20 protein-coding genes are annotated in these 23,462 nt (G+C 64.5%); 9 read left to right on the top strand and 11 right to left on the bottom strand.

All coding sequences use genetic code 11. From position 1 onward, the window contains the following. The first annotated feature begins 163 nt into the window (after nucleotides 1-163). The gene (locus HU752_RS02045; RefSeq protein ID WP_186684154.1) at nucleotides 164-1,324 is read left to right on the top strand and encodes an AAA family ATPase; all 1,161 of its coding nucleotides are present in this window, start codon (nucleotides 164-166) and stop codon (nucleotides 1,322-1,324) included. A 138-nt stretch (nucleotides 1,325-1,462) separates the two neighbouring features. Beyond that, nucleotides 1,463-1,591: a hypothetical protein gene (locus tag HU752_RS31875; RefSeq protein ID WP_264084010.1), complete on the top strand. Its 129-nt coding sequence runs from the start codon at nucleotides 1,463-1,465 to the stop codon at nucleotides 1,589-1,591. A 210-nt stretch (nucleotides 1,592-1,801) separates the two neighbouring features. Here HU752_RS31875 and HU752_RS02040 read toward each other — a convergent pair whose 3' ends face one another. The 8 genes from HU752_RS02040 to HU752_RS02005 form a co-directional block, all read right to left on the bottom strand. Further along, nucleotides 1,802-2,584 (bottom strand): MetQ/NlpA family ABC transporter substrate-binding protein, encoded by a 783-nt coding sequence (locus HU752_RS02040; RefSeq protein WP_186684156.1) that lies wholly within the window; start codon nucleotides 2,582-2,584, stop codon nucleotides 1,802-1,804. Nucleotides 2,585-2,948: 364 nt separating this feature from the next. Further along, nucleotides 2,949-3,845, bottom strand: a complete 897-nt coding sequence (locus tag HU752_RS02035; RefSeq protein WP_186684158.1) for a sigma 54-interacting transcriptional regulator — start codon at nucleotides 3,843-3,845, stop codon at nucleotides 2,949-2,951. A 56-nt stretch (nucleotides 3,846-3,901) separates the two neighbouring features. Further along, nucleotides 3,902-4,483: an alpha/beta hydrolase gene (locus HU752_RS02030; RefSeq protein WP_186684160.1), complete on the bottom strand. Its 582-nt coding sequence runs from the start codon at nucleotides 4,481-4,483 to the stop codon at nucleotides 3,902-3,904. Nucleotides 4,484-4,787: 304 nt separating this feature from the next. Beyond that, nucleotides 4,788-5,189 (bottom strand): ExbD/TolR family protein, encoded by a 402-nt coding sequence (locus HU752_RS02025; protein WP_017901974.1) that lies wholly within the window; start codon nucleotides 5,187-5,189, stop codon nucleotides 4,788-4,790. 1 nt (nucleotide 5,190) lies between these two features. Further along, nucleotides 5,191-5,916: a MotA/TolQ/ExbB proton channel family protein gene (locus HU752_RS02020; protein ID WP_186684162.1), complete on the bottom strand. Its 726-nt coding sequence runs from the start codon at nucleotides 5,914-5,916 to the stop codon at nucleotides 5,191-5,193. 42 nt (nucleotides 5,917-5,958) lie between these two features. Beyond that, nucleotides 5,959-6,774 carry an energy transducer TonB gene (locus HU752_RS02015; RefSeq protein WP_186684163.1) on the bottom strand — a complete coding sequence of 272 codons (816 nt, stop codon included), beginning with the start codon at nucleotides 6,772-6,774 and terminating at the stop codon, nucleotides 5,959-5,961. 478 nt (nucleotides 6,775-7,252) lie between these two features. Next, nucleotides 7,253-7,576 (bottom strand): hypothetical protein, encoded by a 324-nt coding sequence (locus tag HU752_RS02010; RefSeq protein WP_017901970.1) that lies wholly within the window; start codon nucleotides 7,574-7,576, stop codon nucleotides 7,253-7,255. Between the two features lie 209 nt (nucleotides 7,577-7,785). Further along, complete coding sequence (locus HU752_RS02005; RefSeq protein ID WP_186684165.1) at nucleotides 7,786-10,161, bottom strand: TonB-dependent receptor; 2,376 nt, start codon at nucleotides 10,159-10,161, stop codon at nucleotides 7,786-7,788. Between the two features lie 153 nt (nucleotides 10,162-10,314). On the opposite strand from HU752_RS02005, the gene HU752_RS02000 reads away from it, so the two are divergent. Next, complete coding sequence (locus HU752_RS02000; RefSeq protein WP_186684168.1) at nucleotides 10,315-11,262, top strand: LysR family transcriptional regulator; 948 nt, start codon at nucleotides 10,315-10,317, stop codon at nucleotides 11,260-11,262. Between the two features lie 195 nt (nucleotides 11,263-11,457). Further along, the gene (locus HU752_RS01995; RefSeq protein ID WP_186684170.1) at nucleotides 11,458-13,062 is read left to right on the top strand and encodes an alkaline phosphatase family protein; all 1,605 of its coding nucleotides are present in this window, start codon (nucleotides 11,458-11,460) and stop codon (nucleotides 13,060-13,062) included. Between the two features lie 199 nt (nucleotides 13,063-13,261). Here the strand turns inward: HU752_RS01995 and HU752_RS01990 are convergent, their stop codons facing one another. Continuing rightward, nucleotides 13,262-14,167 carry a TauD/TfdA dioxygenase family protein gene (locus HU752_RS01990; RefSeq protein WP_186684172.1) on the bottom strand — a complete coding sequence of 302 codons (906 nt, stop codon included), beginning with the start codon at nucleotides 14,165-14,167 and terminating at the stop codon, nucleotides 13,262-13,264. Between the two features lie 182 nt (nucleotides 14,168-14,349). Here HU752_RS01990 and HU752_RS01985 point away from each other — a divergent pair, with 182 nt between their 5' ends. Next, nucleotides 14,350-15,270 carry a LysR family transcriptional regulator gene (locus tag HU752_RS01985; protein WP_186684174.1) on the top strand — a complete coding sequence of 307 codons (921 nt, stop codon included), beginning with the start codon at nucleotides 14,350-14,352 and terminating at the stop codon, nucleotides 15,268-15,270. 294 nt (nucleotides 15,271-15,564) lie between these two features. On the opposite strand, the gene HU752_RS01980 is transcribed toward HU752_RS01985, so the two are convergent. Next, the gene (locus tag HU752_RS01980) at nucleotides 15,565-16,590 is read right to left on the bottom strand and encodes an ABC transporter substrate-binding protein (RefSeq protein ID WP_186684176.1); all 1,026 of its coding nucleotides are present in this window, start codon (nucleotides 16,588-16,590) and stop codon (nucleotides 15,565-15,567) included. Between the two features lie 306 nt (nucleotides 16,591-16,896). Here HU752_RS01980 and HU752_RS01975 point away from each other — a divergent pair, with 306 nt between their 5' ends. The 3 genes from HU752_RS01975 to HU752_RS01965 are packed head-to-tail and all read left to right on the top strand — an operon-like array spanning nucleotide 16,897 to nucleotide 20,931. After that, nucleotides 16,897-18,495: an ABC transporter permease gene (locus tag HU752_RS01975; RefSeq protein WP_186684178.1), complete on the top strand. Its 1,599-nt coding sequence runs from the start codon at nucleotides 16,897-16,899 to the stop codon at nucleotides 18,493-18,495. After that, nucleotides 18,492-19,307: an ABC transporter ATP-binding protein gene (locus tag HU752_RS01970; RefSeq protein WP_186684181.1), complete on the top strand. Its 816-nt coding sequence runs from the start codon at nucleotides 18,492-18,494 to the stop codon at nucleotides 19,305-19,307. Before HU752_RS01975 ends, HU752_RS01970 begins: the two co-directional genes overlap by 4 nt. A 13-nt stretch (nucleotides 19,308-19,320) precedes the next feature. Further along, the gene (locus tag HU752_RS01965) at nucleotides 19,321-20,931 is read left to right on the top strand and encodes an arylsulfatase (RefSeq protein WP_186684183.1); all 1,611 of its coding nucleotides are present in this window, start codon (nucleotides 19,321-19,323) and stop codon (nucleotides 20,929-20,931) included. Between the two features lie 160 nt (nucleotides 20,932-21,091). Here the strand turns inward: HU752_RS01965 and HU752_RS01960 are convergent, their stop codons facing one another. After that, entirely contained in the window at nucleotides 21,092-22,180 is a 1,089-nt protein-coding gene (locus tag HU752_RS01960) for a fatty acid desaturase (protein WP_186684185.1), read from the bottom strand. A gap of 96 nt (nucleotides 22,181-22,276) precedes the next feature. Between HU752_RS01960 and HU752_RS01955 the strand changes: the two genes are divergently transcribed. Beyond that, a complete protein-coding gene (locus HU752_RS01955) occupies nucleotides 22,277-23,281 on the top strand; it encodes an AraC family transcriptional regulator (protein WP_186684187.1) in 1,005 nt (334 codons plus the stop codon). Nucleotides 23,282-23,462 lie beyond the last annotated feature (181 nt).

Here is a 23,462-nt window from a genome sequence, read left to right as displayed (position 1 = left end):
AGCGGTCGTGAAGCCGGATACTCCGTAATCGCTGGCACACCGCGCAGGGAGCCTTGGGGCCGCTTCGCAGCCCAGCGCGGGCAAGCCCGCTCACCACAAGAGCAGCGATGTATCGATCCGGGTTATCGGGCACACTGTCGACTCAATCGCCAGGACCTACCCCATGCTCAAGACGCTTGCCGTGGCCAACTACCGCTCGATCAACAAGCTGGTGGTGCCCCTCGACCGCCTGAACCTGATCACCGGCCCCAATGGCAGCGGCAAGTCCAACCTGTACCGCGCCCTGCGCCTGCTGGCGGAAACCGCCCAGGGCGGCGTGGTCAACGCACTGGCTCGCGAGGGCGGACTGGACTCGACCTTCTGGGCCGGGCCGGAAACGATCAGCCGGCGCATGCGCCAGGGTGAGGTCGAGGTGCAAGGCGTGGTGCGCCAGGGTGCCAAGCGCCTGCGCCTGGGTTTTGCCGGCGAGGACTTCAGCTACGCCATTTCCCTCGGCCTGCCGGAACCCAGCAATTCGTGGTTCTCCCTCGATCCGCAAATCAAGCGCGAATGCATCTGGGCAAGCCCGGTGTATCGCCCGGCCAGCCTGCTGGTGGATCGTTCCGGCCCCATGGTCAAGGCTCGCGGGGAGCCGGGTTGGGAAGTGCTGGCGCAGCACACGCCGAGCTTCGACAGCCTGTTCGACCAGGTCGGCAACCTGCGCAGCTCGCCGGAAGTGCTGTTGCTGCGCGAGCATATTCGCGGCTGGCGCTTCTACGATCACTTTCGCAGCGATGCGGATGCGCCGGCGCGCCAGCCCCAGTTGGGCACGCGCACACCGGTGCTGCATCACGAGGGTCGCGACCTGGCGGCCGCCCTGCGCACCATCATCGAAATTGGCGATCCGCAGGCGCTGCAGGAGGCGATCAGCGATGCCTTCCCCGGCTCACGGCTGGGGATTGCGGTGTCGCCGGGCGCCCGCTTCGCCATCGAGTTCCACCAGGATGGCCTGCTGCGACCGTTGTCCGCCGCCGAGCTGTCGGACGGCACCCTGCGCTACCTGCTGCTGGTGGCCGCCCTGCTGACACCACGGCCACCGACGCTGATGGTGCTCAACGAACCGGAAACCAGCCTGCACCCCGACCTCCTGCCGGCGCTGGCGCGGCTGATCGTTCGTGCATCGCACAGTTGCCAGGTGTGGGTGGTGTCGCATGCCAGCCGCCTGATCGCGGCCTTGCAGCAGGACCCGGCATGCAATGCCATCGTGCTGGAGAAAGTCCTCGGCCAAACCCGGATCGTCGGCCAGGGCATGCTCGACGAACCGGCCTGGAAGTGGCCGGACTGACTGGCCGGTACTGCATTTGCCGGATGCTCGCCGGGGGACTATTTCCTTGCAGCGGGTATGGATCTTTTCCCCGTAGCGACGTTCCAACCACGGACGAAAACGGCCAGCCAAGTGGCCACCCATAACAAGGAAGACAATATGGCCCAGATACAGGCGCCGCAAAGGCTCAATCCCAAGGACATCGTAAAACTGCTGGTGGCGTTGCGCCGTGCGGTGAACGACCAGGCAGGTACCCGCCTGGCTTCGCGGGGCGCCCTTCGCGGATAAACCGGGGCGCCGGACCGCCTGCTCCCCCAGTGTGTCCCCAGGAGAGCAGCGCTGCATACCGTGGGAGCCGGCGGTCCGGCGCCCCGGTTTATCCGCGAAAGCGTCCTTCCAGCCACTACAAAAGTAACGCCTGGCACTTTTGCACAGGCCATAAAAAACGCCGACGCTAATCGCTCGTCGGCGTTAAAACCTTGAAGGGGTTTCGGTCAATCAGAACGCCGGCAGTACCGCGCCCTTGTACTTCGAGTCGATGAACGCTTTCACTTCAGGGCTGGTCAGGGCCTTGGCCAGCTTCTGGATGGCGTCGCTGTTCTGGTTGTCAGGACGGGCCACCAGGAAGTTCACGTAAGGCGAGTCGGCACCCTCGATCAGCAGGGCATCCTTGGCCGGGTTCAGGCCGGCTTCCAGCGCGTAGTTGGTGTTGATCAGGTCCAGGTCGACCTGGTCCAGCACGCGTGGCAGCAGGGCCGATTCCAGTTCCTTGAACTTGAACTTGTGCGGGTTCTTGGCGATGTCCTTGGGCGTCGACAGGGCGTTTTTCGGGTCCTTCAGTTCGATCAGGCCCTTGCTCTGCAACAGCAGCAGGGCGCGACCGGCGTTGCTGCCTTCGTTCGGGATCGCGATGGTCGCGCCGTCCTTCAGCTCGGACAGGCTCTTGACCTTCTTCGAGTAGCCACCGAAAGGCTCGACGTGCACGCCGATCACGGTCACCAGGTTGGTGCCCTTGCCCTTGTTGAAGCCATCCAGGTACGGCTTGGTCTGGAAGTAGTTGGCATCCAGGTGCTTCTCGGCGACCTGGGTGTTGGGCTGTACGTAGTCGGTGAAGACCTTCACTTCCAGGTCCACGCCTTCTTTGGCGAGGGTCGGCTTGATCAGCTCGAGGATTTCCGCGTGCGGGATCGGCGTCGCCGCCACTACCAGTTTTTCCCCAGCCTGGGCCAGGCCGGCGGTCAGAGCAGCCGCCAATGCGGTAAACAACAGAACCTTTTTCATGCAGTGTCCTTATCGAAAATCACGGTCGTCACCGACGACAGCCTGGAGAAGAGAGGTGCAAGCAATTTGATATCGCTTGCATGGAATGGAAGATACCGGGATTTTTTATTCCCGAACAATACCTTTTATTCATCTTCATATTCCATTTTTCTCATACAACCTTCCCGCCTTGCACCACACCTGTAGGAGCGTGGCTTGCCCGCGAACCGCCATCAGCGGCCATTCAAAATAGTTTCGGATGGCCGCCTGCGGCGGTTCGCGGCGGTTCGGCGCCCCGACAAGCCACGCTCCTACAGGGATGAGCAAGCCACAGGGAACGCACACGCCGCAGGAGGAATGAGCGCTCCACAGCATAGACGTTCGATCAATCCAGCAAGCGCTTGAGCGCCGCCCGCTCCTCTGGCGAGCTGCCGGCCAGCAAATGTTCGATCACCGCCAGCGGCTGCGGCAGGTTCAGGTGCTCCGGCAGGATCTCGTCGCCGCTGCTGACCAGCAGGGCGAAGTGGATGACGTTCTCCAGCTCGCGGGTATTGCCCGGCCAGCTGTGCCGCTCCAGGGCGCGCTGGGCGCTTTCGCTGATCAGCGGCACCGGCAGGCTCAGGCGCTGGCTGTAGATGCCAAGGAAGTATTCGGCCAGGGACAGGATGTCGCCGACCCGCTCACGCAGCGCCGGCAACTCCAGGCGCCCTTCGCTGAGGTAGTTGTAGAGCCGCTCGTGGAATTTTCCCACCGCGACCGCCTGCGCCAGGTCGATGCTGGTCGCCGCGACCAGCCGCACATCCACCGGGCTCGGCTGGTGCGCGCCGACGCGGGTGACCTCGTGGTTTTCCAGCGCGGCCAGCAGCTTGACCTGGATCGGCAGTGGCAGGTCGCCGATCTCGTCCAGGTACAGCGTGCCACCGTTGGCCGAACCGAACCAGCCGGCGCGGCTGCTCACCGAACCGCTGTGGGCTCCGGCCGCATGACCGAACAGCTCGGCATCGGCATAGGTCGGGCTGATGGCCCCGCAGTTGACCGAGACGAACAAACCGCCGCGATCACTGGCACGGTGAATATGCCGGGCCAGCAGCTCCTTGCCGCTGCCGGTCTCACCACGGATCAGCACCGGCAGCGCCCTGGGTGCCAGCTGTTCGAGTTCCTCGCGCAGTTGGCGCGAGCGCGGGTCGACGAACACCAGCGCCTTGGCGCGGATGCTCAGCGGACTTTTTTCCGCGTCGGGAAAGGTCAGCAATGGCTGACCGAAGGTTTCATGCAGGCTCATGACAGACTCCCGCCCGGATCCGCCGGGCGGCGGGGGCGTTGAACGAAGAAAAGAATTCAGGCGCGGCGCAGGGAATGTTGTTCCATGCGGGTTTGCAGGCGATACAGGTAGGCGAATCCCTGCTCCCAGCGCTGGTGGCCGGACTTGACGTTGATATGCCCGGCGCCACTGATGATGCCGGCCTCGGCGCCCCACTGGCGGGCCAGTTCCAGGGCACGCGGGGCACTGACCGCCGGGTCGTTGTCGGAGGCGACGACCTGGCTTGGGAACGGCAGCGCCTCGCCGGGGATCGGCGCGAAGTTACGCAACGCTGGCGCGCAGGCGGGCCGCTCGACATCGGCCGGGGCGACCAGCAGCGCACCGTGGACCTGGTGCAGCAGATGTGCCGGGGCGGTGCGCGCCCAATGCGCGACGGTGATGCAACCGAGGCTGTGGGCGATCAGGATCACGGGCGTGCTGTCGGCGGCAATGGCTTCGGCCAGTGCCGCAACCCAGTCTTCACGGCGTGGCGTCAGCCAGTCGGCCTGTTCCACCCGCGCGCTGTTGGGCAGGCTGTTCTGCCAGTGGGTTTGCCAATGATCCTCTGGCGATCCTTGCCAGCCCGGCACGACCAGATAACGAATCGACTCGTTGCGCATGGGGTACACCTCCTCCAGCGTTTGCGTTCCTGATCGAGTATAGGGAGGCGGGACATATTCGTTAAGGAATAAGAAGCTATTTATTAATATCAATATGAAATATAAGAACATCCCCCTGTAGGAGCGTGGCTTGCCCGCGAACCGCCCTTCGGGCGGCCATTCAAACCGTTTCTGATGGCCACCTGCGGCGGTTCGGCGCCCCGACCAGCCAGGCGCCCACAGAGGGAATGCGTCAGGAGCAGAAATAAAAAAGGGCCGCACCCTGCCAAGGAGACGGCCCGAGAAACACGAGGATCGGTTGTGCTCAGCGTGCGGTGATCACCGACAGCTTGGTGATGCCGGCCCGCTCGATGGAAGCCATGGCCCGCGCCACTTCGCCGTAGTTGACGCCATTGTCAGCCTGCAACTGCACGCGCAACTCCGGATCCTTGGCCTTGGCCGCCTGCAGGTTGGTTTCCAGCAGGTCGGGCTGGATCTCGTCCTTGTTGAGGAAGAACTTGCCATTGCCGTCGATGCTCACCACCAGCGGGTCCTTCTGCTCGACCGGCGCCACGGCTTCGGTCTTGGGCAAGTTGATCGGGATCGCGTTGGTCAAAAGCGGCGCGGTGACGATGAACACCACCAGCAGCACCAGCATCACGTCCACCAGCGGCGTGACGTTGATTTCGCTCAGCACTTCATCGCTGTCTTGAGTGGAGAAGGCCATGTCAGGACGCCTCCTTCACTTTCTGCGCCGAGCCCTGGGCAGCGGCCTTGTTCGCGGCCGGGTGCACCAGCACGCGGAACGCGCTCTTCTGCGCCAGGCTGTAGAAATCGTGGGCGAAGTCGTCGAGGTCGGCGGCGGTGAGCTTCAGTCGGCGCAGGAAGTAGTTGTAGACCAGCACCGCCGGCACGGCGACGGCGATCCCGACACCGGTCGCCACCAGCGCGGCACCGATCGGCCCGGCCACGGTTTCCAGGCTGGCGGAACCGGCGGCGCTGATGCCTTTCAGGGCTTCCATGATCCCCCACACGGTGCCGAACAAGCCAATGAACGGCGAGGTGCTGCCGATACTGGCGACCACCGCCAGGCCGGTTTCCAGCGAGCGCCGCTCACGCACGATCTGTTGGCGCAGGGCACGTTCGAGACGATCCTGGTGATTGATCGCCTGGCTCAGGTCGGCGGCATGACTGCCGTCACCGACCTGGATTGCCGCATAGCCGGCCTGGGCCACGCGGGCAGCGGCGCCGGGCTGGGTTTCGCTCAGTTCGGCGGCCGAATCGAGGCTGGAGGCCGCCCAGAACTGCTTGTGGAAGCGGCGATCCTGGCCCTTCAGGCGGCCGAACTGCACGGCCTTGAGCAGGGCCAGGCCCCAGGTCGCGACGGAGAAGACCACCAGCAGCCAGATCACCGCGCTTTCGATGGATTGGAGTGGAGATGCCAGTAAACTCATGATGTGTTCCCTCTTGAAAGCGATTAGCGCGTAGGCGGCCGGTCAGTGGATCTTGAAGTCGATGGGCACGCTGACCCAGCCGACCTGGGCGACATCGCCCTGTTTGGCAGGGACGAAGCTCCAGCGCTTCACCGCTGCCAGGGCAGCGTCGTCGAGTTGCTGGCGACCACTGCTCTTCTGAATCTGGATCTCGCCCGGTTTACCGCTGGCCAGGACCTGCACCCGCAGTACCACCGTGCCCTCCCAACCGCGACGCTGGGCCAGCGACGGATACTCCGGCGCCGGGTTCTTCAGGTACGCGGCGTTGGCCGAAGCCGGGGTCACCGGAGCGGGTGCGGGGGGTGCCGGCGGCGCAGGTGGCGCAGCCGGCTGTGGCGGTGCCGGTGGCTGCTCGACCGGCTTGGGCGCCGGCTTCGGCTCGGGCTTGGGCACCGGTTTCGGCTTGGGTTTCGGAATCGGCTTGGGCGGCGCAGGCTTGGCCGCCAGCTCGTCGACCACCGGGGGTGGCGGCTCCACGACCGGCGGTGGCGGCGGTGGCGGAACCGGTGGCGGCGGTTCGACCACAGGCGGGGCGGGCTGGGAGAACTCGATGGTCATTGGCGGAATTTCCGGCGGCACCACCGGCAACACCGGGGTCTGCTGCTGGCTCAGCCAGTAGATCACCGCACCATGCAGCACCAGGGCGAACGCCCCGAGCAATACCGCCTCGCGCCGGCTGAGAATGCCCTTGGGGGCTTTCTGCAGGCGCAGTTGCCCCAGCGGCGCACGGTGCGGCCGGCCGAGATCGACCAACTCGCCACCCGGTGCCTGGCGCCAGGGCACCTCGTGTGCACTGGCAGCGGTCTGGACATTGCCCATTGAATCACTCCTGCGGTCTTCAGCTAAAAATCGTCGCGGCGCACTTTGGCGACGTCGAGGTGCCGATGATCCCCGCAGGCTGCTTAGTCCTTAAAGTAATCTTTGAAGTTATGGATATACCCGAAACGAATATAAGTTTTCCCCAATCCGCGCAAAGCCACGTGTTTCAAGGGCTGTAGCCGATCGACGAAAAACCGATGCTTTTCAGGCATGAAAAATATTCCCGAAAGGCATGAAGTCGAGCCTCGAAAACCCCTGCGACGGGCAAAGGTAATGTGCACGACAAGTATTGGCAGTTGGGTACTCAATACCGATGGAAATAATCGAGGAGGGGAAAAGGGGGACAGGAACGAGTTAAAAACAGCAAAACCTTATTTTGCATCAGAAACAACAAAACATACCGCCGACGTCGCCACCCGGCAAATGGAAAGTTCCACTTGCGCGAGGACTTCCCCGGCAGTATGTCGTGGTGCTTTTATTACTGTTTGACGAACTCGCCACCCAGGCCGACCACTTCACCGTCAAAGGTGGTTCGCGATCCGCTGGCTCTCAGTTTCGCGTAGTTGTGGTCCGGCGAGAATGCCGCGAAGGTAACGTAGCCGTGACCATCATTGTAGCCGGTGAAGGCGATGATCGTAGGCTGGCCGGTGCTGTTCTGGAAGTGGTAGTGCCCGGTGACGTTGTAGTTCACCCCCGCCTGGGTGATCTGTCCACTGAAGGAACCGTTGGCGTCGTTGCCGTCGGTAACCACCAGCTTGGCGTTCGAGTTCGAGTTCACATAAGTTCCATTGATGCTCGACATGATGCGTGCTCCTTATGTCGTTAATACACTCTTCCGATGAAAGTGAGTCTCTCCTGAAACTCACGGATTCCAGAATGGTCGGACTTGTAGTTTCTGTCCAATACGCCACCACGTTATTTTCCAATCGATTGGCTATATGCACTATTTAAGTTGCGAATAACTTATTGCCCTGCGTTGTTTCATGACAACCGACATGCGATTGCGCTGGATCAGAAGTCATAACGCCCGGTAACTCCGAGGGTCCGCGGCGTACCGAGCAGGCCCTCATAGCCACCGTTGCTGGCGGTCCAGAGGGTGGTGTAGTAGGTCTTGTCGAAGGCGTTCTTCAGCCACAGCGAGACGTCCCACTGGCCCTGGTTGAAATCGCCACGCAGGCCGGTGGACAGGTTGACCACGGCGTAGCTGGGGATCTGCCCATAGGCGGAGTCCTCGACCGTGCCGACCGCCTTGGAGCGGAAGGCGTAGCTGGCGGTGACATAGGGTTCCAGGCCGTTGTCCAGGTTCCACTTGTACTCGCCGTTGGCGTTGGCGATCCATTTCGAGGCACCGACCACCTGGTGCCCGGTGAGGTCGCAGGAGGCCGGCGCGCCCGGGCGCAGGCTGACTTCCGGCGGGCATGGCGCATCCTTATAGGACAGGTACCGCACATCGTTGTAGGAACCATTGAGGTTGAGCGTCAGCCCGCGCACGGGGATCAGCGTGCTCTCGACTTCCACCCCGCGTGAGCGCACCGAACCGGCGTTGGTCAGGTACTGCACGCGGTTGGCGTCGTCATAGGCGTTGGTCTGGTAGCCGTTGACCTGGGTCCAGAACAGGTTGGCGTTGAGCTGCAGGCGCTTGTCCCACAGGGTGCTCTTGAAGCCCAGTTCGGCGTTGTTCGCCCGTTCGGTGCCGATCAGCAGCGAGTCGGCGCCAGCGGTCGGGGCCGAGCCCACCGCCAGGTTCACCCCGCCGGACTTCTCGCCGTGGGACAGGGTCGCGTAGCCGAGCAGGTCGTCGGTGAAGCGATAGCTCAGGTTGAGCAGGCCGGACGGGCTGGTACTGTACTGGCTCAGGTTACCGGAGTCGTAGGCACCGGCACGGGCACGTCGGGCGTTGGCGGCGGCACCGGTGACCGCATCGCCGCCAATCGGTGCATCACGGCTCACCCAGGCGCTTTTCTCCTCGTAGCTGCCGCGCAGGCCGGCGGTGAAGTCCAGGCGCTCGGTCAGGTGCCAGGTGCCCTGGGCGAACAGCGCGAAGCTGTCGGTCTCGATATGCCCGTTGCCGATACTGGTGACGTTGTTCAGCGCGCCGGTGGCGGTGCCGTTCCAGATATCGGCCTGCGGCCCATAGTAGTTGAAGCTCTTGTTATCGAGCTTGGAGCCGAAGTAGTAGGCCCCCAGCACGTAGTCGAAGAAGCCGCCGGTGGGCGATGCCAGGCGGATCTCCTGGGACCACTGCTTGTCCTCCACCGAAACCCCGGCGTTGTAGTACGCGGTCGTGTTGAGGCCATCGTCGTTGCGCGGGGTGAAGTTCCACCAGCGATAGGAACTGACCGAGGTCAGGGTGAAGTCGTTGGGCAGGGTCCAGTTGGCCTCCAGGGAATTGCCGCCCTGGAACACCGTGACCCGCTGCTGGCCATTGAGATTGACCTTGCGGTCCGCGCCGTTGACCAGGGTCGCCCCGGCGGCAGTGGCCCGCGACTGGTAGAGGTTGACGCCGTTGATGGTCGGCCCGGTGCTGTACAGCACGCGGGTCCCGGCGCTGGAGTCCTCCTCGTTGTAGTCGCCGATCCAGCGCAGGTTGAAATTCTCGTTGGGTTTGAACAGCAGTTGCGCACGGAAGCCATCGCGCGCGCCGCCGTTGAGGTCATGACCGTCGTACTCGTTCCTGATGTCGCCATCGCTGCGGGTGCGGTAGACCGACAGGCGCCCGGCCAACTGGTCGTTGATCGGCCCGGAGATACTGCCCTTGGTCTGGAAGTAGCCGTCCTCGCCCACCGAGGCCTCGATGCTGCGTTCCGGAGTGAAACTCGGCGCGCGGGTGTTGATGTTGATCACCCCCGCCGTGGTGTTCTTGCCGAACAGCGTGCCTTGCGGGCCACGCAGCACTTCCAGCTGTTCGATGTCCATCAGGTCGAACACCGCCATGCCCGGCCGCCCCAGGTAGACGTTGTCGATGTACAGCCCGACGCTGCCTTCCAGGCCGTCGCTGGCCGGGTTGTTGCCCAGGCCACGGATCGACACGCTGGACTGGCGCGCATGCATGTAGGCGACGTTGACGCTGGGCACCAGTTGCTGCAGGTCCTGGATGCGGTAGACGCGCTGGCTTTCCAGGGCCTGGCCGCTGACCACGCTGATCGGCGTCGGCACGCTCTGCGAACTTTCCTCACGCCGACGGGCCGTGACCGTCACGGTTTCCAGCCGGCCGCTGTCGGCCTTGGCCTTGCTGGTGCTGCTGGTCGCCGGTGCCGCCTCCTGGAGCGTCTCGCTCTCGGCAGCGTGGCCCAGCGACCAACTGGCGCTGCCGGCCAGCAGCAGGGCCAGGGGCAAGCGCTTGAGCCGTCGTGAAGGGTGATGCACTGCAGGATTGGGCGAAGTCATGGGCGGCTCCTGATCAAAAAACATACGGAACGTATATTCTTTAAAGTTATTTATTTATGTTTTCTAAAAGATTTACTGCATAAGAGATTGCCTTTATAAGGAGTTGAGCGGATGCATAGCCAATGCATTTCCCCGATATTTTTTATGTGAAAAATGCATATCGATCTGCGCCAACTTCGCCACTTCATCGCCCTCGCCGAGCACCGCAGCTTCGTCGCCGCCGCGTTGACGGTGAACCTGTCGCAGTCGGCCTTCAGCCGCAGCATCCAGGCCCTGGAGCACAGCGCCGGCTGCCAGCTGGTGGACCGCGGACGCAAGGACCTGGCGCCGACCAAGCAGGGCCTGGTCCTGCTCGAACACGCCCGGCGACTGGTCAGTGGAGCCCAGCAGTTGGCCAACGAGATCAGCCAGTTCAACGGCCTGGAGGCCGGCGAACTGCGCTTCGGTTGCGGCCCGGCTCCGGCCTCGGGATTGATCCCGCGGGCCATCGGTCATTTCATCGGCCGCTACCCCAGGGCGCGGGTGCAGTTCCAGGTCGACGACTGGCAGAGCCTGGGCAAGCGCCTGCTCAGCGACGAGTTCGAATTCTTCGTCGCCGATACCCGCCATTTCGAGGCCAACCCGGACTACCAGACCCAGCGCCTGCGCCCGCGCAAATGGCATTTCTGCTGCCGCGCCGGGCACCCGCTGGCAGAGCGCGAGAGCGTGACGGCCGAACAACTGCTGAGTTATCCACTGGCCTCGACGCTTCGCCCGCCGAACCTGCGCAAGGTGATCGCCGACCTCAGCGGCCGCCCGGACTTCACCCCGCAGGTGGAGTGCGAAAGCGCCTTCAGCCTGCTCGGGGTGATCCTGCGCTCGGAGGCCATCGGCATCTGCGGCGAGAACAGCGATGCCTGGGAATATGCCCGGGGTGGGCTGGTACGGCTGAAGGTCGACGGCCTGGCCGATGACCGGGAGGAGCTGTACACGCGCTACGGCATCGTCAGCCGCGCCGGCTATCGGCTGTCGCCGCTGGCCGAGGCGATGGTCGAGCAGATCCAGAGCGAAGATGCGGTGGAGGTGGGTGAGGTGTGCAATCTGGAGCAGGTGGCTGTCTGAGATGGCCTATTCGCGGGCAAGCCCGGCTTCTACATACGGTACGTGAACCCTGTAGGAGCCGGGCTTGCCCGCGAATAGGCCCTCATGCCCCACCGCCATGCACCGGATGCATGAAAAACAGTCACCGAATGCACTTGTCGAAATCCGCCCCACCCCGCGAAATCGCCTACCTGTCTTCCACTGCGGTGAATTCCCATGCCTCATGTGCGCAACGTGCTTTACATCATGTGCGACCAGCTACGTCGCGATTACCTGTCCTGCTATGGCCACCCTCACCTGCACACGCCGAACATCGACCGCCTGGCCGCCGCCGGTGTGCGTTTCAGCCGCGCCTACACCCAGGGCACGATCTGCGGCCCGTCGCGGATGTCGGCCTACACCGGGCGCTACGTCAGCAGCCACCAGGTGGCCTGGAACGCCGTGCCGCTGCCACTGGAAGAATTGACCCTCGGCGACTACCTGCGCCCCCACGGCATCCGTACCGCGCTGGTCGGCAAGACCCATGCGACGCCCAATCTCGATGCCCTGCAACGGCTCGCCATCGACCCCGACAGTCCCCAGGCCGAGCCTCTGAACGAGGTCGGTTTCGAGCCCTGGATGCGCCACGATGGCATCTACCCCGACAGTCCGCTGTTCGCCGACAAGCGCGAGTCGGCGCCCTACACCCATTACCTGCGCGGGCTCGGCTATAGCGGCCAGAACCCCTGGCACGACTGGGCCAACGCCGCCGAAGGCAGCGACGGCGAAATCCTCAGCGGCTGGAAAATGCGCAACGCCCATCGCCCGGCGCGTATTCCCGAGCAGCATTCGGAAACGGTCTACACCACCGACCGGGCCCTCGACTTCATCAGCGAACAGGGCGAGCAACCCTGGTGCCTGCATCTGTCGTACATCAAGCCGCACTGGCCGTACATCGCCCCGGCGCCCTATCACGCGCTGTACGGACATGAGCAGGTGCTCGCGCCGATACGCCCGCAACCTGGCAAGGCCAGCGATCACCCGGTGTACAACGCCTTCCGCCAGCACGAGGAGAGCCGGAACTTCTCCCGTGACGAGGTACGCCTGAACGTGGTGCCGACCTACATGGGCCTGATCAAGCAAGTGGACGACCAGCTCGGACGGCTGTTCGATGCCTTGCAGTCGAGCGGACGCTGGGACGATACGCTGATCGTCTTCACCAGCGACCATGGCGACTTCCTCGGCGACCACTTCCTTGGCGAGAAGGAATTCCTGCTCGAGCCGGCGGTGGGTGTGCCACTGATCGTCCGAGATCCGCGCGCAGCGGCGGATGGCACCCGGGGTACGGTGGACGAGCGACTGGTGGAAACCATCGACGCACTGCCGACCTTTCTCGACGCATTGGGGCTGCCGGGAGCGGAACACCGGCTGGAGGGGCGCTCACTGGTGCCGCTGTTGCACGGTGATCAACCGGACTGGCGCCGCTACGCCGTTGCCGAGTACGACTACGCCTTCCAGGCCCCGGCGCGGGAGCGGCTGGGCCAGCCGATCGACCGTTGCCGGATGACCATGGTCCGTAGCGAACGCTGGAAGTACCTGGCCTACGACGGCTTCCGCCCGCAGTTGTTCGACCTGCGGAACGATCCGCAGGAACTGCACGACCTGGGCGCCGACCCGGCGTTCGCCACGGTGCGCGAGGAACACCTGGGCTATCTGCTCGACTGGCTGCGTGGCCTCAAGCGCCGGACCACCATCAGCCACGAGGAAATCGACCTGCGCGGGCAGCGGTTCCGCTATGGCGAGCCGGAGACGGAGAAGGTGGTGCAGATCGGGGTTTGGTGACTGAACAAACGAGTCCTGGCTCAACAGGAACCTGTGGCGAGCGGGCTTGCCCGCGCTGGGGTGCAAGGCACCCCTGAAACCAGACATCGTGATATATCCGATAAAACGCGGTAGCAGGTTTTGGGGACGCGTTGCGTCCCAGCGCGGGCAAGCCCGCTCGCCACAGACCGATACCACCACAGTCGGCATCCCTTCGGGTTCAAGCCCCGCGCAGGGTCTGGCTACGCTGCCCCTGCACCCCCACCGGCACCTCGCCCTTGAGCGTCACCCGGCGCACGATGCGTTCCTGGGTGCCGTAGTCGTCCACCGCGTAGTGCTGGGTCGCGCGGTTGTCCCAGATCGCCACGTCACCCGTCTGCCAGCGCCAGCGCACGGTGTTCTCCAGGCGTGTCACATGGCTCTGCAGCAGGCCGAACAGGTGCGCCGAGTCCGCGGGCACGTACCCCTTGATGCGCTTGACGAAGTGCCCCAGCAGCAGGCTGCGCTCGCCGCTGATCGGGTGCACACGCACCACCGGGTGTTCGGTCTCGTACACGGTGGAGGTGAACACCTGGCGATAGCGCTCCTGTTTCTCCGCCGAAACGTTCGGCCGCAGCCCGGCGTAGTCGTACTCGTTGCTGTGCACCGCCCAGAGCTTGTCCGCCAGCTCGCGCAACTCCGCCGGCAACTCGTCGTAGGCCGCCGCCGTGTTGGCCCACACCGTGTCGCCACCGGACGCCGGGGCCAGCACCGAGCGCAGGATCGAGGCTTTCGGATAGGCGTCGACGAAGGTCACGTCGGTGTGCCAGGAGTTGGCGCGCTGGCCCTGGGTGCCGTCCAGTTCCATCAGGTAGCGGGTGCCATCGCGCACCGGCACCGTCGGGTGCGCCACCGGCTCGCCGAGCAATTGGGCGAACGCCTCCTGGCTCTGGTCGTCGAGGTGGGTCTGGCCCCGGAAGAAGATCACCTTGTACTGCAACAGCGCCTGCTGGATCGCCTCGATGACGCTGGCATCCAGCTCGCCGGAAAGCGCGATCCCACGGATCTCGGCTCCGATACGACCGGCCACCGGATGAATGTCCAGGGCGTGTACGGCAGGTTTTACAGCAAGTGCGGCATTGCTCATGGAAGGACCCTCGTCGACTGCTTACGGTTTGAGCCGCAGCGAAACAACGCTCTATCTATATTCAATTTAGATCTAATAGATATTCACATGCTTCGTTGACGGAATAAGAGCTTGCATTTAAAACCTCAAGCCCAGCTCGTCGCAAATACCTTCGAGCTATTTTTCGGATGCCGGGAAAGCATATGGATCTTCGCCAGTTGCGTTACTTCATCGCCCTCAACGAACACCGCAGCTTCGTCCGTGCGGCGGACGCGATGGGCATCACCCAGCCGGCCTTCAGCCGCAGTATCCAGGGCCTGGAACAGGAGTTCGGCTGCGTGCTGGTGGACCGTGGCAACAAGGACCTGCGCCCCACTCCCGAGGGCCAGGTGGTGCTGCAGCACGCGCTGAGTCTGGTGCAGGGCGCGGCGCTGCTCAGTGCCGAAGTGACGCAGATGACCAAGCTCGATGCCGGCGAACTGCGCTTCGGCTGTGGCCCGGCTCCGGCGGTGAAGCTGGTGCCGGAGGCGGTGGCGCGGTTTCTCAATGCGCACCCGAAGGTCCACACCCGCTTCCGTGTGGATAACTGGGAACGGCTCAGCCGCAGCCTGAGCCGCGAGGAGATCGAGTTCTTCATTGCCGACATTCGCCATTTCGAGGCCGACCCGAACTTCCAGACCCAGGCACTGCGGCCCCGTGGCGGCGTGTTCTTCTGCCGGCCCGGACACCCGTTACTGGCCAAGGAGAGCCTGTCGACCAACGACATGTTCGATTACCCGCTGGCGGCCACGCTGATTCCGCCGGGTATCCGCAAGCTGTTGGCGAACCTGAGTGGTCGCATGGACTTTTCGCCGAATATCGAGACCGAGCATTTTCCGGCGTTGGTGAAGATCGTCCGTCGTTCCAATGCGATCGGCCTGGGCAGTCGCGAGGCCTTCGAGGAGGATGTGGAAAAGGGTTCGCTGGTGCAGTTGCACTGGCGCAACCTGCCGCAGAACATCGAGAACCTGAGCGCGCGCTGCGGCATCGTCAGCCGCACCGGATTCCGCTTGTCACCGGCGGCGCGGGCGATGATCGAAACGCTGGTGGCTGTGGATAACCTGGAGGAGCGGGTGGCGGTCTGAAGACCCCTTTCGCGGATGAATCCTGCTCCCACAAGGTACTGTGCCGACCACAAATCTTGTGATCGACGCAAAACTGTGGGAGCCGGCGGTCCGGCGCCCCGGTTTATCCGCGAACAGGCCCTAGGCTGTGTACGAAATTGTTTGAAACGCAGGTTAGGCAAGGCAAAAACCGGCGAGGAACGCCCGGGGTCGCGCCCGACTTGACTGGTTGTCAATGAGCATTCCGAGCCGGTTTTTAACGCCGCATAACCAAGTTTCAAGCGATTTCGTTCATAGCCTAAAGAACAGCGCTGGTCAGAGCCCCGCCGCCGCCAGGTTCGGCGCCACCCAGTCCGCCACCTTGAACGGCTTGCGAATCAGCTTCTGCTGCGCCGCCAGGTCCACCGAGTCCTGCAGCTTGCCGAGGAACACCGGGTCGAGCTGCGAGGGGAAGATCTCGCTCAGTTTCTCGTCCTTGAGGTCCTGCTGCAGAATCAGCTGTGGATAACTCGCCAGCCCGGACACCAGCTGGACATAGGCGTCCCTGTTGCTCTCCTGCGTCAGCCAGTCCACCGCCTGCTGTTGCGCCTTGAGCAGCTTGGCGACCAGCTCCGGATGGGCATCGACGAAGGCTCCCGAGCCCAGCAGCACGCTCTGGATGCTGCCTGCTCCACCCAGGGTCCTGGTCGTCACCGGCAGCTCCGCCAGGCCCTTGGCCTGCAGCGCTGTCAGGTTCGAACCGCCCCAGGAGGCATCGACCTGTTTCGCCGCCAGTGCCGCCACCGCCGCGCTGAAGTCCAGGTTGATGACCTTGATGTCCTTCTCGCTCAGGCCCTGGCTGGCCAGCGCGGCATCGAAGGACAGCTGGCAGGCGGTTCCCCGGAACACCGCCACGCGCTTGCCCTTGAGGTCCTGCAGGGAATTGATCCCCGAACCCGGGACCACGCCCAGGTACTGCTTGATTCCACGCGCGGTGGCACTGAGCAGCCGTGTATCCAGCCCGTTGGACTTGCCGATGATGGCTGCCAGGTCACCCAGGTAGGCGAAGTCCACCTGGCCGTTGGCGATCGCCTCGTTGATCACCGGGCCCGCTCCCTTGAAGAAATTCCACTGGATTTTGATGCCCTGGTCGGCAAAGGCCTTTTCCAGGATCTGCTGGCTGCGCAGCACATCCACCACGCCACCGCCGCTGTGCTGGGTACCGGCGCTCAGGTCGGGCACCGCGATACGGATTTCCTTGACCTCGGCGGCGGCTGCGGTCAGCGACAGGCAGCCGAGCACGCCAGCCAGCGCGGTGCTGGCGAAGAGCCGGGTGAGGCGGCCGTTGAACAGGGTTTTCATCGTGGTGCTCCTTGGCGAAAGGCTTCGAGGCGCTGAAGGTAGGCACAGTTCGAACCAACAATAAAATACTAATAATTCACATTTTAGTAACTTTTGGAAATATAAGCAGTGAAACCGCCACCCTGCGGGGATATGCGGGAAATGCATGGAAAATATTCTCCGAATGCATTGGATGCCGGCTCCCCACAGGCCTTAAATGGCTTTTTCTTATCTCCCAATAGCATCGATAAGATTATTTATAGATCTAACAAGCATATAGATCCTGACGCCGTGCATCGCCCGGAAAACCGACAACGGAGGTCTGCCATGGCCCGTGTTTCTCTCCTCAGCCTGCCGCTGACGCTGCCACCCGACGGGAACCGCAAACCGTGGCCCAACCTCGGCCAGCGTCTGTTGCCCTGGCTGCTGCCCCTGGCCCTCGCCGCCCTGTGGTGGACCGCCAGCCGCCAGCACTGGATGAGCGAGCAGGTCCTGCCGTCACCGGCGCTGGTCGCGCAGAGTGCCCTGGAGCTGGGCAGCGGCGAGTTGTGGAGCCACTTGTGGATAAGTCTGCAACGGCTGCTGTACGGGCTGCTCGCCGGGGTCGGCATCGGTGCGCTGTTCGGCGCCAGTCTCGGTTTCAGCCGCCGCGCCGAACGCCTGGTGCTCCCCACCTTCAACGCCCTGGCGCAGATTCCGACGCTGGCCTGGATTCCGCTGTTCATGGTGTTCTTCGGCATCGGCGAACTGCTCAAGCTGGTGGTGCTGATCAAGGCCATCGTGGTCCCCGTGACCCTGCACACCCTGGTCGGCGTGCGCGATGCCCAGCCGCGCCTGCGCGAAGCGGCGGTGGTGCTGCGGCTGTCGCCGTACCTGCTGGTGCGCCGGCTGATCCTGCCGGCCGCACTCCCCGCATTCATGGCCGGCCTGCGCCTGGCCCTGGCCGCCGGCTGGACCTCGCTGCTCGCGGTGGAACTGCTGGCCTCCAGCGAGGGTATCGGCTACCTGATGGTCTATGCCCGCCAGTTGTTCATGCTCGACATCGTCTTCGTCTGCATCCTGGTCATCGGTGTGATCGGCGTGCTGATGGATCGCGGCATCGCCCTGCTCGACCGGCGCCTGGTGCACTGGCCGCACCCGGCCACCGCGCAGATTCCCCGCGGTCCGCGCTACCACGGCTGGCAACGCCTGCAACCGTGGCTGCTGCCGCTGACGCTGCTGGTGCTCTGGCAACTGGCGAGCGAACTCGAGTGGGTCGACGGCAGCATCCTCGCCAGCCCCCTGGCGGTGCTGCATGGCACCTGGAGCGGCCTGCTCGACGGCAGCCTGCCGGGCAGCCTCGGCCTGAGCCTGAAACGCACCTTCGCCGGCCTGTTGCTCGGCGGTTCGCTGGGCCTCGGCCTGGGCTTGCTGCTGGGGCTGTCGAAGACCGGCGAACGCCTGCTCGGCCCGAGCCTGTCGGCACTGCGCCAGATCGCGATCTTCGCCTGGGTGCCACTGATCACCGCCTGGTTCGGCCTGGGTGAATGGGCCAAGGTGGTGTTCGTCGGTCTCGCGGCGTTCTTCCCGCTGTTCATCGCCACCCAGCGCAGCGTCGCCCACCTCTCGCCCCAACTGACCGAGGCGGCCCGGGTGCTGCGCCTGGGCCTGTGGCAGCGGCTGGGCAAACTGGTCCTGCCCGGCGCCGCGCCAGGGATCTTCGCCGGGCTGCGCCTGAGCCTGATCTATGCCTGGCTGGGCACCCTCGGCGCCGAATACTTCATGCCGTCCAACGGCGGCATCGGCTCACTGATGATCGGCGCCCAGCAACTGCTGCGAATGGACGTGATCATGGCCGGCATGCTCGTGGTCGGTCTCACCGGCGCCCTGATCAACCTGCTCGGACAACGCCTTGAAACCCGCGCCACCCGCTGGAGACACGCATGAACGCACCCTTGGTCAGCTTCAACCAGGTCGGCAAATCCTTCGACGTCGACGGCGCCGAACTGCAGGCCATCGACAATTTCAGCCTGGACATCGCCGAGGGCGAATTCGTCGCCATCGTTGGCTCCAGCGGCTGCGGCAAGTCCACCCTGCTACGCCTGCTGGTCGGCCTGGACACCGCCTTTCGCGGCGAGATTCGCATCGACGGCCAGTTGATCGACGGCATCGGCAGCGAGCGCGGCATCGTCTTCCAGGAACATCGGCTGTTTCCCTGGCTGACGGTCGAGGACAACATCGGCCTGGGCCTGGTCAACGAAGCGCTGGGCAACGACGAACGCCAGCGACGCATCCGTGACTTCATCCAGTTGGTTGGCCTGGCCGACTTCGCCCGCGCCTACCCGCACCAGCTGTCCGGCGGCATGGCCCAACGCGTGGCGATCGCCCGTGGACTGGTGGCCAGCCCGCGCATCCTGTTGCTGGACGAACCGTTCGGCGCCCTCGACGCACTGACCCGCCAGCAGATGCAGGATGAGCTGCTGGCGATCCGCGAGCGCGCCAGCATCACCACGCTGCTGGTCACCCACGACGTGGAAGAGGCGATTTTCCTCGCCGACCGGGTGGTGGTGATGGAGCCGCGCCCCGGACGGATCAAGCGCGTGGTCGAGATCGCCCTGCCCCATCCGCGCCAGCGCAGCGGCTTCGACTTCCATCGCCTGCGCGAGGAACTGCTGCACGAGCTGACCCGCGACGATCACTACCAGCCGCCTGCGCCCGAACAGATCCGCGACCTGCCCCTGACCTTCATCGCCTGCTGAGAGGAACCCCGACATGGCGCAACGCCCGAATTTCCTGGTGATCCTGGCCGACGACCTCGGTTTTTCCGACCTCGGCGCCTTCGGTGGCGAGATCGCCACGCCGAATCTCGATGCGCTGGCCCATGGCGGCCTGCGCCTGACCGACTTCCACACCGCACCGACCTGCTCGCCGACCCGGTCGATGCTGCTGACCGGCACCGACCACCATATCGCCGGCATCGGCACCATGGCCGAGGCGCTGACCCCGGAGCTGATCGGCAAGCCAGGCTACGAGGGCTATCTCAACGATCGCGTGGTGGCGCTGCCCGAACTGCTGCGCGAGTCCGGCTACCAGACCTGGATCAGCGGCAAGTGGCACCTGGGCCTGACCGCCGAACAGGCGCCGCATGCCCGCGGTTTCCAGCGCTCGTTCTCGTTGCTGCCCGGTGCCGCCAACCACTACGGTTTCGAGCCGACCTACGACGAGACCACCCCGGGACTGCTCAAGTCGACCCCGGCGCTGTACATCGAGGACCAGGATTTCGTCGAGCAACTGCCAGAGGATTTCTACTCCTCCGACGCCTTCGCCGACAAGCTGCTGCAGTACCTCAAGGAACGCGACCAGAGCCAGCCGTTCTTCGCCTACCTGCCGTTTTCCGCGCCGCACTGGCCGTTGCAGGCACCGGCCGAGGTGGTCGCTCGCTACAAGGGCCGCTATGACGCTGGCCCTGAAGTCCTGCGCCGGGAGCGCCTGGAAAAACTCCGGCAGTTGGGGCTGATCGACAGCGAGATAGAACCGCACCCGCTGCTCGGTCTCACCGCCGAGTGGAAGTCGCTGAGCGAGGAACAGCGCCAGCGCTCGGCGCGGGCGATGGAGGTCTATGCGGCGATGGTCGAGCGGATGGACTGGAACATCGGCCGGGTCGTGGATTACCTGCGCAAACAGGGCCTGCTGGACAACACCTTCATCCTGTTCATGTCCGACAACGGCGCCGAGGGCGCCCTGCTGGAAGCCTTTCCCAAGTTCGGCCCGGAACTGCTCGGCTACCTGGACCGGCATTACGACAACAGCCTGGAGAACATCGGCCGGGCCAACTCCTACGTCTGGTACGGCCCGGCCTGGGCCCAGGCGGCCACAGCGCCGTCACGGCTGTTCAAGGCCTTCACCACCGAAGGCGGCATTCGCGTGCCGGCCTTGCTGCACTATCCGCCGCTGACCCGGCCCGGGCAGATCAGCCATGGCTTTGCCACGGTGATGGACATCACCCCGACCCTGCTCGACCTGGCTGGCGTGCGTCATCCGGGCAAGCGCTGGCACGGCCGGAATGTGGCGCCGTTGCGCGGCAAGTCGTGGCTGGGTTTCCTGTCCGGCGAGACTGCGCAGGTCCACGACGAGCACACCGTTACCGGTTGGGAGCTGTTCGGCCGCCGGGCGATTCGCCAGGGGCACTGGAAGGCGGTGTACATCCCCGGCCCGGTGGGCCCGGCGACCTGGCAACTGTATGACCTGAGCCAGGACCCGGGCGAGATCCACGACCTGGCCGAGGTCCGGCCGGAGCGGCTGCAGGCCCTGATCGGGCATTGGCAGCAATATGTCGAGGAAACCGGGGTGATCCTGAGCGCCTCGCCATTCCAGCCGGATTGAGCCTTACTCCTGTGGCGAGCGGGCTTGCCCGCGTAGGGCTGCAAAGCAGCCCCAAAACCAATCCATGCGTAGCATCAGGTACACCGTGCGTGCCGACTTTACGACTGCCTTGCAGTCGAGCGCGGGCAAGCCCGCTCGCCACAGGTAACCAACCACACACTCAGGCCCGAGCGCGGCTCACCTCTTGTACACTGCCCCGATCCTCGCGCACAAAGCGATTCGCCCGGCCAAACGTGCCGAAATCATTGAAGCGCACGCCCATCTCGGCCATCACCTGGTGCGCCACCGGCGCGGTCAGTTGGCGGATATAGAACGGTTCCTTGACCACGAAGTGATGAATGCCGTGGGTGCTGCCGAAGTTGAAGCAGAACGCCTGCAACGGCCAGAGCCACCAGGGGTTGAGCACCTGGGTCTGCTGGATCACGTTGCCCGGCTCGACGTCACCGTAGTAGTGCATGTTCGAGCTGATGAAATGCAGGCAGAAGGTGCGCAACACGTTCGGCCCGATGATCACCACCGCGGCGATGTCGATCACCCGCATCGTCGCCAGGGTCCCGGCCGACCAGTCGATCGAACCGCCCAGCAACGCGGCGACGCCGTTGGCGCCATGGAAGCCCAGGAACACATACCACGCCCCCCAGTGCAGCAGCGCCAGCGGTGCATAGACCAACGCCACGCGCTTGAGGATGCTGCGCCGGTGCGCCCAGGTCTTCGCCCGCCCCGCGCGGATCAGCGCCGACATGACGTTGTCGCCGACCATCAGCAGCCGCGCCAGGCCCCAGGGTTCGCCGTTGGTGATCGCCCGTTCCTCCATGTCGGCCTCGGTGCCCGAGACCTTGTGATGGTTGAGGTGCAGGTGACGGCGCACCCACGGGTTGATGGTGCTCGGCCGTGCCAGCCAGACCAGCGCCAGCATCAGGTTGTGCGGCACGCGCTGCTTACGGAAATACATGCTGTGGATCAGGTCGTGCTCCAGCTCGTGGGTCAGCGAAGCCAGGAAGGCGTTGATCAGCAGGCACGCCCACCACGCCAGGTAACCCTCGATGTAGAGCGCCGCCGAGCCGATCATGCCGGCCAGGGCAAAGGCCAGGATGCCCGCGCCGAGGGCGTCCTGGTGGTTGAGCAGCGGGTAGCGCCGGCGCAGCTCGACGCCACGGGCCAGCACCACCTCACGAATGCGCGCGGAACGCTGCTGATCGTCCATGGCCTGAATATTCGCGGCCTGGGGACTTGCGCAAACACCTTCCATGATTCCATCCTCTGGTCATTGATGTTCGCATCTTGCGCCGTAGCATCCCTGGAGGCCGTAGCCGCGAACGCCAACCCGTTGACCGGACGCGCCAACATGCCTGAACCGACCTCGCTTTCCAGCTGGACCCGCGCCCTGCGCAAGCAGCTCGACGCCCTTGGACTCGACAGCGCATCCCTGTGCCGCGAGGCCGGGGTCGACCCGCAGCTGATGGACGATCCCAACGCCCGCTACCCGCTGTCGGCCACCACCCGCCTGTGGCAACTGGCGGTCGCAAACAGCGGCGACCCGGCAATCGGCCTGCGGGTGTCGCGGTTCGTCAGCCCGACCACCTTTCATGCCCTCGGTTATGCGCTGGTCGCCAGCGGCAGCCTGCGCGAGGTATTCGAACGGATCGTGCGGTATCACCCGGTGGTCAGCGACGCCCTGGAGCTGGAACTGAGCCGTGAAGGCGAGCGCTACTGCTTCTACCTGCGGGTCCCCAAGGACAGCCCCGAGCCGGCCCCGGAAGCCATCGACGCGTTCGCGGCGATCTACGTACGCACCTGCCGCAACCGCCTGGGCCGCGAATATGCGCCACTGGCCGTGCACTTGCGGCGCACCGAACCGGCCGATCCCAAGCCCTGGCACACGGTGTTCCGCGCACCGGTGTACTTCGCCGCCGCCGAGGATCGCCTGGAGTTCGCCTGCAGCGACTTCGACAGCCACCTGGACGACGCCAACCCGGAGCTGGCCGAACACAACGAGGCAGTGCTCAATCGCACCCTGGCGCAGCTCAAGCCGCTGACCTGGGAACGCAAGGTGCGCCAGGCCATCGAGGCGCAGTTGCCGGAAGGCGAACCGTCGGCCGAACGCATCGCCCAGGCCCTGCACCTGAGCCTGCGCAGCCTGCAGCGGCACCTGGCCGACGAGGGCTGCCGCTATGACACGCTGCTCAACGAATGCCGGGAGAACCTGGCGCTGCTGCACCTGCGCGATCCGCAGTGCTCACTGAGTGAAATCAGCTACCTGCTGGGGTTTGCCGATACCAGCAGCTTCAGCCGGGCATTCAAGCGCTGGACCGGGCTCACGCCGGGGCAGTTTCGCGACGGTTTGCGTTGAGGCGCTGGAGCCTTGGCAAGGCTCAGGGACGCCTTCGCGGATAAACCGGGGCGCCGGACCGCCGGCTCCCACAGTTGTGGTGTGCACAGCCTTTGCGAAAGTCACGAACCTTGTGGGAGCCAACTGTCTTTAGCCCGCAACTGATGAGCGGCAGAACAGTCTCCCAGGAACTAAGGCAGAC

The organism is Pseudomonas vanderleydeniana, from assembly GCF_014268755.2.
GTDB lineage: Bacteria > Pseudomonadota > Gammaproteobacteria > Pseudomonadales > Pseudomonadaceae > Aquipseudomonas > Aquipseudomonas vanderleydeniana.
Note: the sequence above shows the minus strand (reverse complement) of the source record. Positions and strands in the feature narration are given on the sequence as shown.